Raw genomic sequence first — 11,117 nt, 5'->3', positions numbered from 1 at the left:
GTGGTGAGCCGCGCCCCGGTGGGGGGTGGGGGTGGGGGGGTTCCTGCCACCGGGGCGCGGCGCGTGTGGGTCAGGCGAGCGCGAAGCCGGCCTCCTCGACGGCCTCGCGCATGACCGTGGTGGGCACGGGCTGCTCGGCGGTGACGCGAACGGCTCCGGTGCTGACATCAACGTCGACGTCGGTGACGCCGGCGATGGCGCTGACCTCGGTGCGAATGGCGCGGGCGCAGTGGTCGCAGGTCATGCCGTTGACGTGGTGGGTCTCGGTGTAGCTCATGACGTTCCTTCGGTGTTGGCTTCCGGACTGGTGGCCCGGGAGATGGGTGGGTGCCGGTGGTGTCCGGCGAGGTCGGGCCGGCACGGTCGCCGGCCCGACCGGGTCATGCGGCGGCGTGCTCGGACTGCTCGGAGTCGCCGGCCGGGGCGGGTTCGGCACCGGCGGTGGGCGCCTGCGGGTGCCGAAGCGAAGCCCAGGCGATGACAGCCCCGACGGCTGCGATGCCGGCAGCGCCGAGGAGCCCGGCTGAGAACCCGTCGGCGAGAGCGCCCGCATCGCCAGCCTGGTCGGCGCCGAACGCCGCAGCGACTGCGGTCATCGCGGCCAGACCGAGGGCGGAACCGACCTGGTAGTTCGTGTTGACGATGCCGGCTGCGAGGCCGCTTTCCTCCGGGTCGGCCGAGGACAACGCCATCCCGAGCGAGGGGATGAATGCCATCGCCATGCCGGCGGCGGCGACGAGGCTGGCGCCCAGTACGTCGGCGGTGAAGCTGCCGTCGGGGCGGATGAACGACAGCCAGACCAAGCCTCCGGACAGGGTGGCGAGCCCCGCAACCGTCATGGCCTTCGGGCCGAACCGGGCGATGAGCCGCGGAGCGGCGACGACCATCCCGACCATGATGGTCACGGTCAACGGAAGCAACGCCGCACCACTGGCGAATGCCCCCAGGCCGAGGACCTGCTGGAGGTAGAGGTTGAGGAAGAAGAACATCGGAATCCAGGCGGCACCGAGCATGAACTGCGCGGCGTTAGCGGCGGCGAGGTTCGGTGCCGAGAAGATGCCGAGGCGCATCAGCGGTTCGCGCAGCCTGGCCTGAAGGGCGACGAACAGGCCGAGCAGGGGGAGTCCGCCGAGTCCCGCGACCAGCGTCGAGGTGGAGGCCCACCCTTCTTGCGGGGCACGCACGACGGCGAACACGACGGCGGCGAGCCCGGCCGTGACGGTGGCAGCGCTGACGATGTCCAGCGACCCGCGTCGAGTCGCCCCTGAGGGCATGACGGAACGGGTGAGCACGACCACCGCGACGGCCAGGGGGACGTTGATGAAGAACACCCACGGCCAGGACGCGTACTCGGTGAGGACGCCGCCGAGGAACACGCCAGCGGTCCCGCCGGCCGGTGCCGCGGCGCCGTACAGGGCCAGCGCCTTCGTGAGCTCCTTCGGCGAGGAACCGAAGGTCATGAACAGCAGGGTGAGCGCGGCTGGGGCGATGAGCGCAGACCCAGCGCCTTGCACGCTGCGACCGACGAGCTCGACCGGGACGTTGCCCGCAAAACCCGCCAAGAGTGACCCGGCGGCAAGGACGACCCAGCCGGTGGTGAAGATGCGGCGCGCCCCGAACAGGTCAGAGAGGCGACCGCCGAGAAGCAGGAGACCGCCGAAAGCGACGACGTAGGCGTTGAAGACCCAACTGAGCCCCTGCGGAGTGAACCCGAGGTCGCGCTGCATCTTCGGCAACGCGACGCCGATGATGGAGGTGTCCATGATGACCATGAACTGCGCCGCAGCGATGACGCCCAAAGCAACCCATCGGCGGCTGCTTCGGGCTTCCCCGGCGGAAGGCGTTGTAGACATGACGTGCCCTTCTGTAGTGCGGTCTAGCCGTAGTCGGCTCTGACACCACGGTCACGGGGACCGCTTGCTGACTGCTGTCTCATTCCTGTCGTCCGTCTGGCGTCCGTCCCCGTCGCCCTCCAAAGCGCCCGCCGAAGCGTCCATGGCGGCCTCGGCTAGCTGGGGGACGTAGGTGGAGCCGGCAAACGCGGCGAGGACATCGGCCAGCTGCATTGAGCCCGACAGATGGACCGTGCAGTCGCTCGCGTTGGCGCTTACGGTCTGCACACCAGGGATGTCACGGACCAGGCCAGTCACTTCGCGAACGCAACGACGGCAGCCCATGCCGGCAACAACCAGATGGATGTGACGCATGTCGGACCCACTCCTTGAGACTCCTCCGCTCTGACCTGGTCAGCGTGGGGGGTAGGACTGTCCGCCCGCTGTCCAACTCCTCGGGCCGCCTGCGGGCCCGCCCACAGCTGGTCACGACCGAGGACGGGACTCTCGGGCCGGCGTAGCTCAGCGGCAACAGCGGCAACGGGGTCGACGAGGGCGTTGAGCGCGACGGGGGCAATGCCCTCCTAGCAGCCCCTGCTCCCTGCCCGACGGGACCCTGCATCTCTTACGTCTACGGGCAGCGACATGGCTGCAGCTCCCGGACGTGCGCCAGTTGTCCAGGGAGTGCTGGAGCGGACAGCGCCCGGACAGTCACCGGCAAGGCCGTCGACTGAACCTGAGCACCACAAGCGGCGGCCCCAACGTGCAGCCGCCCCACCCGAGACAACGAAGGAAGTGCTCGACATGGTTGCTGCACCCTCCACCGACGCGGCCGGCCGAGCGACTTCGACAGTCCCGGCTCACGACGACGACAGCGCAACGGTCCGAACTTCAGCCCAGGGCCGGCGGGCCCGTCCGAACACCACGTCGCCCTCCAAGAAGGCGAAGCGACGCCTCGGCCGCATCGTCGTCGGCTCCCTCGTAGGCGGGCTCCTCGCCGCGACGGGTCTCGCGGCCCTGCCGATCATCCCGGCCGAACCGAGCGAGCTCACGGGAGCGGTGCTCTGCGGGTTCGCCCTAGGGTGGACGATGCTCGCCGCGCTCTCGAGCCGGTTCACCGACCAGCCGCAGCGCTGGGCGCGGGTCCCAGCACTGGTCATGGGTCTGAGCGGGCTGACGCTAGCCACGTTCGGCGCCAATGCCGACGACGCGCTCAGCTGGGTGTGGCCGCCAGCCGCCATCGCACTGAGCGTCTGGATGGTCTTGCGCATCCGACGAGACCTGGGCAGCCGGCTCGGACGCTGGCTCCTCTACCCGACAGTCGTACTCCTCGGCGTCGTCTCACTCGGAGCCGGAACTGACGTAATTCTCTCCGCAGCCGCACCGCAGCCACCGATGCCCGGCCGGCTGGTCGACGTGGGGGGACACCGCCTTCACCTGAACTGCACCGGCTCGGGTAGCCCCACCGTCGTGCTCGAGCCAGGTGCGGGCATGTCGTCCTCAACGCTCGGCTGGGTAGCGCCCGCCGTGGCCCGTGAGACCCGCGTCTGCGTCTACGACCGCGCCGGACGCGGATGGAGCGACCCAGCCGACACCACCCAGGACGCCACCCAGATCGCCGCCGACCTTCACACGCTGCTCCACCGTGCAGGCGAACCCGGCCCCTACGTGCTGGCTGGTCACTCCTTCGGGGGCCTGTACAGCCTCACCTTCGCCGCCCAGTACCGCAACGATGTAGCCGGGATGGTGCTGATCGACTCCACCGCACCGGCGTCGTCGTCGAACCAGCCGCCCACCTCCACTGCCGCGCCCACACGCTCGGGCGGCTCGATGGACCGCATCTCAGCTCTTCTGTCCCAAACCGCGCGCTTCGGTCTGATGCGGCTAGTCGTCGGTGCCAGCGGAGCGACCCTGCCGCCGGCTTCTGAGGACGCAGCACGCGCGAGCTCCGTGACCAGTCAGCACCTGCACAGCACCATCGACGAGTACCTCCAGGGAGGTGCCTCCGCGAAGGAAGCCGCCGCGCTCACCACCCTCAACGACGAACCCCTGTACGTGCTGACCGCCGGTGAGGGCAGCAGCCCGGGCTGGATGGCGAAGCAGAACCAGCTCGCCACCCTGTCCACCAACAGCGCCCACCACGTCGTCACCGGCGCATTCCACGTCGACCTGCTCATCGAGCAACGTGCCGCGGCTGCCACCTCCCAGGCCGTCCTCGACGTCGTCGCGTCCGTGCGCACTGGGACGCCCCTCGAGAAGTGACCGATCGGTCCCTGCACAGACGGTCCCCGCGCACCCCGAACCCGAGCCGGACCGCTCCCTGAACCCGCTCGAACCCACTTGAACCTGCCTGAGCCCCATCCGAGCCGCATCGAAGGAGTCAACCCCGCATGGCCCGAACTAGCACCACCACCGCAGCCTCCGCGAACACCGCACGCCGCGCGACGACCACATCGCACGAAACGACTGCCGCGCTCGGCACGGTCGCATGGACCGAAGCCACCCGCGGGTGGCTCAGCACCTCGGAACGACGCATGCTGTTGCGTCCCCTCGCCGCAGCCCATCTGCGCAATGTCGTTGGCCGAACCCGCCTGGCGCTGCACCTCCACCCCGGCCGCCATGCCCACGTAGCGCCGGAGCGCTTGGAGCCCCCACGCACGGTCCTCGCCCAACGAGCCGAAGAAGCCGCCGCTCGCCGACTGCCACCCGTACTGCTGCACCACAGCCGTCGGACCTACCGCCTCGGCCTGGCGCTGGGAGTCGTCGCCGGCATCGACGTCGACGAAGAGCTCCTCTACGCCGCGGCCATGCTGCACGACACAGGCCTCCTGACCTCGAAAGGAGACGCAGACTTCACCCTGGAAAGCACCCGACTGACACGGGACGTGGCCGCACAGGTCGGACTCCCCGACGACGCCACCACCCTCATCCTCGACGCCATCACCCTGCACCACAGTCCCGGTGTCGGCCCCGAACACGGGGCCGTCGCCCAGCTGCTCTCAGCAGGTGCCGCCATCGACGTCACCGGGCTGCACGCGTGGCAGCTGCCCGACGCTGTCCTCACCGACACCGTGGCGCGCCACCCTCGGGAAGACTTCAAGAACGCCTTCATCGAGGCATTCGGCAAGGAAGCTGCGCGCGTTCCTGCGGGCCGCGCCGCGTTCCTTCACCGCTACGGCGCGTTCGCCGCAGCCATCCGACTCGCCCCATTCGCCGAGTAGCCCCCTTCAGGACATCCGATGAACAGCATCCCCACTCGCCGCACCCGACCGGGCGCCCGACGCGAGCCCTCCCGACCCACCGCACCCGGACGAAGCGCCAAGAAGCGCAGCGCGCCGGCGCTTGTGGCCCTCCGGTCTGTCACGTTCGTCGGGCTGGCCGCGGCCACCCTCGGCGGCCTCGCATTCGCCGGCTACCGGGTCACTGCGGCGCAAAACAAGCTGCCCTACTCCAGCGATGCCCTTCCTTCAGCTGCGGCTCCAGACGAACCGGCGCCCGGCACCCTCGTCGTCGCCGTCGTGCTGGGCACCTCGGCCACCGTCGCCACCGACGCGATGGGCCCGTACGAGGTCTTTGCCCGCTCCTCCCGCTTCAGCGTCTACACGGTTTCCGACCAACCCGGACCTGCCGACGTTGAAGGTGCGCCCACCATCCTCCCTGACTACACGTTCGCGGAGGTCAACGCGCGCGCCGACCTCAGGCCCGTCGTCGTCGTCGTCCCCGCAGTCGCAGACCCCACAGGCGCGGCCGAACGACCAACACGGGACTGGGTCCTCCGCCAGCACGAGCAAGGCGCACACATCCTGAGCGTGTGCGCGGGTGCGCGCCTCGTCGCTGAAACCGGACTCCTCGACGGCCGCACCGCCACCAGCCACTGGTCTCGCCTCGCCGCCCTCCGCGACCGACACCCTGAGACGACCTGGGTAGCCGGACAGCGGTTCGTACGTGACGGTGACATCACGACCACGGCCGGCATCACCTCCGGCATCCCCGGCGCTCTCTCCGTCATCCACGACCTCGCGGGCACCACCGAGGCGCAAAGGGTCGGAGGCGAGGTCGGGTACCCCGGCTGGTCCCCCGACGGGCCAACCAGCATCCCGGTGCAGTCCTGGAGCTTCGCGGACCGGCCTGTCGTGCTGAACTCCCTCCTTCCGTGGCTCCGTCCCACGATCGCCATCAGCCTCGAGAACGGGGTCGGGGAGATCGACACCGCCAGCGTGTTCGAGGTGTACAGCAACTCCGCGGCCGCCCGCACCCTCGCTGTGAGCCCGACCGCGCTCGTCGAGACGGCGCACGGCCTCCGCCTGCTCACGCTCTCAGAGCAGCAGGCACCAGACGTCGACGCGACGCTGCGTCCCGGCGTCACAGGCCCCAGTGGTCGAGCTGGGTTCGACGGCGCGCTCGAGCAGCTCGCCGGCACGCAGGCGACGAGCGAAGTCGCCGCAACCCTGACCCGGCCCCTGACCAGAACTCCGAGCTCGCGCCGAGCGACTACCGCCGGAAGTGTGGGCTGGTCTTCACCGGATCTGCTACCCCAAGGTCGCGGCGACCATCGGGGACCTTCAAGCGGCAGGGTCGGATGCTGGTTCGGCCTCCGACCCAACGGCGTATCCGGCAACGGGCGAGACGTTGTCGACCGCGGTCATGTCTGGTGCGCCTCGCCTCAGGGGACGGCCCCGCGTCGGTGTTGCCTGGACCGGGATGGACGGGGCGGCTCAGACCGGCGGTTGGGGGTCGTACTGGATGGCTCGGCGGACCTCGCGGGCGCGCTCTCGACCAACGAGCCTGGCCACCAAGTGGAGCGCCATGTCGATGCCGGCACTCACCCCGGCGCTGGTGATGAGGTCGCCGTCATCGACGAAGCGGGCTTCGGGGCGGAGCAGGATGGACGGGTCGAGCTCGGTGAGCAGGTCGACGTTCTCCCAGTGAGTGGTGGCTGGACGCCCGGCCAGGAGACCTGCGGCGGAGTACACCAACGCGCCCGTGCACACGCTGGCCATCAGTTCGACCGAGGCACGCTGCCCGCGGATCCACGCCAAGTGGTCTGAGTCGCGCATCAACGGGCGGGTGCCTTGGCCGCCGGGATGGATGAGAACGTCGAGTGCCGGCATCGTGTCGAAGGAGTGGTGCGCGCCGAGGGTGAGTCCCTTGGCGGCCAGGACCGGCCGCCCGTCGCGGGAGATGCACGAGATGCTCCAGCCGTCCTTCGGGTAGTGGAGGGTCCAGTAGGACAGCACCTCCCAAGGTCCGACGGCGTCGAGCTCCTCAACGTCGTCGAAGAGCAACAGGCCGATGTGCCGTCGCTCGGTCGGCTCGGTCGGCTCTGTCGCAGCGGGGTTCGTCATTGCTAGGTCTCCGTTTCGGTGGGGCCGGCGGCGGGTAGAGCCCGCGCTCCTGCGACGGGTGTCGTGCTGTGGTCAGGTGTTGTTCGGGTGCTTGAGCGCTGTTGCTGCGCAGAGCCGGTCGCTCATGGCCTCTTCGGCTGGCGCTTGATCTTGACGTCGTCCAAGCAGACGGCTGACACGGTCAACGGTTTGTGGGTGATGCCTCGCGTCTGGAGAAAGTGCGCTGCGAGGAGCTCGCCTTCCACCTCGGCGGCCTCGTCGGCCTCCGCGGCGGAATTTTCCGAGATGTCGAGGAGGTAGCGCAGGGTGAACCGGGTCAGCGTGGGCGAGTAGGTGAACGTGCCGGCCGGGGTGAACGCCGCGAGCAATAGGTCATGCTCCGCCTGCTCGGCTTGCAGCTGAGCGCGGACAGTGGGGCTCAGGTCAGCGAACTGACCGACCACCTGCACGCGGTACGCCTTGGTCACGACGCCCTTCCTTCCAGCTGTTGACCGCAGTGGGCCGGAACAGCGGTTGCCGCGACCGGCCCGGTCGGCCCGACGGCCCCCGCCCACACGGCGGGCTCAGTCATCGCCCGCAGCGGCCGCGGATGCTTGACTCTGCTCACGCAGCCAGTCCCGCAGCACGGTGTTGATCCGGATGCCGAGCTCTACCTGCGGGGCGAACGTTTCCGGCTCGGACGCTGCTCGCATCTCGGCTCGCAGCTCCTCCAGGGCGGCGAGCTCCTGCTCGACGTGCGCGAGGTCGCGCTCGTAGGTCGTCTGCCTGTCTGCCGAACCCAGCAGCGGCGTGAGGAACAGCCGCAACCCGCTCTCGCTGCGCTGGGACCGGTCAGGCTCCACCTCTACGAGCCACTGCCGCAGCTCGGCGCGGCCGGCTTCGGTGATCGCGTAGGTCTTGCTACCGCGTGGCCCGTGGCCGACCACCTCCACCAGGTCGGCGGCCTCGAGCTTGGCCAGTTCGGGGTAGATCTGGCTGTGCCGCGCCTGCCAGGAGTTCCGCAGCGACCGGTCGAAGGTCTGGGTCAGCTCGTAGCCGGTAGAGGGACGCCGAGCCAACAGCCCGAGCACCGCGAATCGCAAAGCCATGTGCACACCCTAACATCATCATGTAACAATTGACATGTCCATATAGACATGTACAGTGCGATATGTGGCCGGTGTCGCACCCCCCGTAGCCCTCTGGCGGCATCGGCCGACCCACCTCACGCTCGACCAGAGAGACAGCCATGTCCCCCCAAGCAGACACCACACCTGATACCGCGCCGACCCGCGAGTCCCACGCGGTCCCAGCCAGCAACGCGGCCGACAACCCAGCCGTTGCTCTCGCTGGCGACGACCGAGGGCCCATCACCATCGAGTACGAGACCTTCGGCGACCCCGGGAACCCGGCCGTGCTGCTCGTGATGGGCTTCGGGACTCAGATGCTCGGCTGGGACGTCGCCTTCTGCCGCATGCTGGCCGCGCGCGGCCGCTACGTCATCCGGTACGACAACCGCGACTGCGGCCTCTCCACCAAGCTGGACGAGCACCCGGTCCATCTTGGCGACTTCATCGCAGCCGTGACCTCCGGCGACTTCGAGCGCGCTGTCGCGATGGCGCCGTACTCGCTGCGGGACATGGCTGCCSATGGCATCAGCGTGCTCGACCAGCTCGGCGTCGCCCGCGCCCACGTGGTGGGGTCCTCGATGGGCGGCATGATCGCGCAGAAGATGGCGATCGAGTTCCCCGACCGCGTGCTGTCGTTGACGTCGATGATGTCCTCGACCGGTGAGCCGGAGTACGGCCAGCCGACGCCGGAGGCGCAGCAGGTGCTGTTCGCCTCACGGCCTGCCGACCGGGACGGGTACGTGGCCGCGGCAGAGCGCGAGCTGGTGTGGGCCTCGCGTCGCTACGGCGACGCGGCACAGCTGCGGATGCTCGCTGAGACCAGCTACGACCGTGCGTACTACCCGGCCGGCGTTCCGCGCCAGCTCGCGGCGATGATCCTCGACGGCTCCCGGGCCGAAGCCCTCACGTCCTTGGACGTGCCGACCCTCGTCGTTCACGGCCTCGACGACACCCTCATCGACCCCAGCGGGGGGCGCCGGACCGCCGAGCTCGTTCCCGGCGCCCGTCTCCTGCTGGTCGAGGACATGGGCCACGACCGCCCGCCCACGCTGTGGCCGCGGCTGCTCGACGCCATCACCGAGCACACCGACCTGAAGTGACGCTCCAAGCAGCGCCTTCGCATCCACGCGTCACCTGGAGCAGATGTGACAACAACCCCTGAAACGCCCCCCGGCGCGTACCTCGACCACAACCTCGAGCCGCGGCGCTCCTGGGCGGTGCTCGCCGTCGCCCTCGCCGCCCAGAGCTTGGTCGTGCTGGACATCTCAGTCGTCAACACCGCGTTGCCCTCCATCGGTCGCGGGCTCGACTTGTGCGGCGCGGAGCTCCAGTGGCTCGCCACCGCCTACCTGATGATGTCCGGCGGTGGCCTTCTCCTCGGCGGCCGCATCGCCGACCTCCTGCCCCGGCGCACGGTGTTCCTCGTGGGCCTTGCCGTGTTCACCCTTGCCTCCCTCGCCAGCGGCTGCGCCCGCAACGGTGCCGAGCTCATCGGCGCTCGCGCACTCCAGGGCGCCGCTGCCGCCTTGCTGACCCCTTCGGCGCTCTCCTTGGTGATGACGACCTACAGCGGCGACCAGCGCAAGAAGGGCCTCGCCTTGTGGGGGGGCGGTCGGCAGCCTCGGCGTCGCGGCGGGGGCCCTGGTCGGCGGCCTCATCACCACCACCGTCGGTTGGGAGTACATCTTCTGGGTCAACGGCCCCGTCGGTCTCGTCGGGCTCCTCGTCGGCGTCCGGGTGGTGCCACGCACGCGCACCTTGCAGGAATCTCCTTCGCCACCAACGGACGCAGAGGAGTGTGCGTGCAACTCCGCCAGCCGGCCAGGGGAATCGAGCCGACGGGCCGCATCCTGCATCACGGCGCAACCCTCACCGTGGCAGACCCGGCCGCGCTGCAGGCACTGCTGGATAAGACCCAGTGACATGCTTGGCCACGATTACTTCGACGACAACGTCAACGACGCTCGCTACTGAGCCGTCGCGTGGATGATCTGCATCCGCTCCTTGGATGACTTCTTGTTGCTCGTCGCGACGACGGTTGCCTCTACGGCATGCACCCTGTGCGTCTGTCACCCTTCATCGAAGTCCGACCGTCGCCGGGCATCAAGCGACGATGAGCAACCGTAGAACCGTCCGCACCCCTGTCGCGGGCGGTTCTGCTTGCGGTTGGCTTGCGGGCGCCCGCTGTCTCGAGCTGGGAATGAGACTTACCCCATTCGGGCCCATGACGCAGTTCGCTGAGGGTTTTACCCTCGAACGAGGTACCTGGCCGCCCGCTATCCCCCAGGCGCGCGCGTTGGGCGCTACACCGCGGACCGTCTCGGGACCCGAGATCCAGGGGCGGTCCGCGGTCGAACTCGGGACACAACGCAAAACCGCCCACGCGCTTCCCGCACCGGCGACTAGGGCTTGACGACCTCGCCAAGGGTTCCGTGGCTCGCCCCACGGCGACCCGAGCGGCATCGATCCCGGCCCACGCTCGAGGGTGACGCGTGAGTGAGCGAGCGGTCGAGCTCGAGCGCGACCGCGAACAAGTCCTGGAGTACCTCGGAGTGGACCGCCTCAACAGTGGACCGCCTCAACAATGCGCTCGCGCTCTCCTCGAGGCGGGCAAGGCGCTCGCTGCGCCGGATCTCGCAGACCTGGCCCYGCGACCCGGGCTGGGTGTAGAGGTCGGTCACCGCCACCTCCACCCAGGACCCGGCGCCGCCGACGTCCGGAGGCAGCGAGCTCATGCGGCCCGCCTCCTCGGGACCACCGTCTCGTCCCGTTCGCACGCCGCCCCCCGCCGCCCCCCGCGCCACCTACCGCTGGTGCCGGGCCGCATGAGC

At 69.5% G+C, this 11,117-nt stretch carries 11 protein-coding genes and 2 pseudogenes; 6 read left to right on the top strand and 7 right to left on the bottom strand.

Features of this window, described 5'->3' with window-relative positions; all coding sequences use genetic code 11:
- Positions 1-70: 70 nt before the first annotated feature.
- The 3 genes from AC1DQF_RS20870 to AC1DQF_RS20860 form a co-directional block, all read right to left on the bottom strand.
- Positions 71-277, bottom strand: coding sequence for a heavy-metal-associated domain-containing protein (locus AC1DQF_RS20870; RefSeq protein ID WP_477527144.1), 207 nt, complete (start codon positions 275-277; stop codon positions 71-73).
- 103 nt (positions 278-380) lie between these two features.
- Entirely contained in the window at positions 381-1,853 is a 1,473-nt protein-coding gene (locus tag AC1DQF_RS20865; RefSeq protein ID WP_477527143.1) for an MFS transporter, read from the bottom strand.
- Positions 1,854-1,904: 51 nt separating this feature from the next.
- A complete protein-coding gene (locus AC1DQF_RS20860; protein WP_477527142.1) occupies positions 1,905-2,207 on the bottom strand; it encodes a heavy-metal-associated domain-containing protein in 303 nt (100 codons plus the stop codon).
- Positions 2,208-2,516: 309 nt separating this feature from the next.
- Between AC1DQF_RS20860 and AC1DQF_RS20855 the strand changes: the two genes are divergently transcribed.
- From AC1DQF_RS20855 to AC1DQF_RS20845, 3 genes and pseudogenes are all read left to right on the top strand, one after another.
- Positions 2,517-4,094, top strand: a complete 1,578-nt coding sequence (locus AC1DQF_RS20855) for an alpha/beta fold hydrolase (RefSeq protein WP_477527141.1) — start codon at positions 2,517-2,519, stop codon at positions 4,092-4,094.
- A gap of 128 nt (positions 4,095-4,222) precedes the next feature.
- Positions 4,223-5,053, top strand: coding sequence for an HD domain-containing protein (locus AC1DQF_RS20850; protein ID WP_477527140.1), 831 nt, complete (start codon positions 4,223-4,225; stop codon positions 5,051-5,053).
- Positions 5,054-5,071: 18 nt separating this feature from the next.
- Positions 5,072-5,761 (top strand): annotated as a pseudogene (locus AC1DQF_RS20845) (DJ-1/PfpI family protein); the annotation flags it as partial.
- Positions 5,762-6,547: 786 nt separating this feature from the next.
- Here the strand turns inward: AC1DQF_RS20845 and AC1DQF_RS20840 are convergent.
- The 3 genes from AC1DQF_RS20840 to AC1DQF_RS20830 form a co-directional block, all read right to left on the bottom strand.
- A complete protein-coding gene (locus AC1DQF_RS20840; RefSeq protein ID WP_477527139.1) occupies positions 6,548-7,177 on the bottom strand; it encodes a DJ-1/PfpI family protein in 630 nt (209 codons plus the stop codon).
- A 122-nt stretch (positions 7,178-7,299) separates the two neighbouring features.
- Positions 7,300-7,644, bottom strand: a complete 345-nt coding sequence (locus AC1DQF_RS20835) for a DUF6204 family protein (protein WP_477527138.1) — start codon at positions 7,642-7,644, stop codon at positions 7,300-7,302.
- Between the two features lie 96 nt (positions 7,645-7,740).
- Positions 7,741-8,265, bottom strand: a complete 525-nt coding sequence (locus tag AC1DQF_RS20830; protein WP_457208594.1) for a PadR family transcriptional regulator — start codon at positions 8,263-8,265, stop codon at positions 7,741-7,743.
- A gap of 140 nt (positions 8,266-8,405) precedes the next feature.
- On the opposite strand from AC1DQF_RS20830, the gene AC1DQF_RS20825 reads away from it, so the two are divergent.
- The 3 genes and pseudogenes from AC1DQF_RS20825 (at position 8,406) to AC1DQF_RS20815 (ending at position 10,260) form a co-directional block, all read left to right on the top strand.
- Complete coding sequence (locus AC1DQF_RS20825) at positions 8,406-9,386, top strand: alpha/beta fold hydrolase (RefSeq protein WP_477527137.1); 981 nt, start codon at positions 8,406-8,408, stop codon at positions 9,384-9,386.
- A gap of 45 nt (positions 9,387-9,431) precedes the next feature.
- Positions 9,432-9,887 (top strand): annotated as a pseudogene (locus AC1DQF_RS20820) (MFS transporter); the annotation flags it as partial.
- Between the two features lie 40 nt (positions 9,888-9,927).
- Positions 9,928-10,260 carry a hypothetical protein gene (locus tag AC1DQF_RS20815; protein WP_477527145.1) on the top strand — a complete coding sequence of 111 codons (333 nt, stop codon included), beginning with the start codon at positions 9,928-9,930 and terminating at the stop codon, positions 10,258-10,260.
- 428 nt (positions 10,261-10,688) lie between these two features.
- On the opposite strand, the gene AC1DQF_RS20810 is transcribed toward AC1DQF_RS20815, so the two are convergent.
- The gene (locus tag AC1DQF_RS20810) at positions 10,689-11,021 is read right to left on the bottom strand and encodes a hypothetical protein (protein ID WP_477527136.1); all 333 of its coding nucleotides are present in this window, start codon (positions 11,019-11,021) and stop codon (positions 10,689-10,691) included.
- Positions 11,022-11,117 lie beyond the last annotated feature (96 nt).

It is taken from the genome of Nocardioides sp. P4_G4 (assembly GCF_056401085.1).
The sequence above is the reverse complement of the archived record's forward strand: the minus strand, read 5'-3'. Positions and strand labels throughout refer to the sequence as shown.

Excerpts from the sequence above, each read along its gene's own strand:
- AC1DQF_RS20870 (WP_477527144.1), bottom strand. The coding sequence starts at position 277 with ATGAGCTACACCGAGACCCACCACGTCAACGGCATGACCTGCGACCAC.
- AC1DQF_RS20865 (WP_477527143.1), bottom strand. The coding sequence starts at position 1,853 with ATGTCTACAACGCCTTCCGCCGGGGAAGCCCGAAGCAGCCGCCGATGG.
- AC1DQF_RS20860 (WP_477527142.1), bottom strand. The coding sequence starts at position 2,207 with ATGCGTCACATCCATCTGGTTGTTGCCGGCATGGGCTGCCGTCGTTGC.
- AC1DQF_RS20850 (WP_477527140.1), top strand. The coding sequence starts at position 4,223 with ATGGCCCGAACTAGCACCACCACCGCAGCCTCCGCGAACACCGCACGC.
- AC1DQF_RS20840 (WP_477527139.1), bottom strand. The coding sequence starts at position 7,177 with ATGACGAACCCCGCTGCGACAGAGCCGACCGAGCCGACCGAGCGACGG.
- AC1DQF_RS20830 (WP_457208594.1), bottom strand. The coding sequence starts at position 8,265 with ATGGCTTTGCGATTCGCGGTGCTCGGGCTGTTGGCTCGGCGTCCCTCT.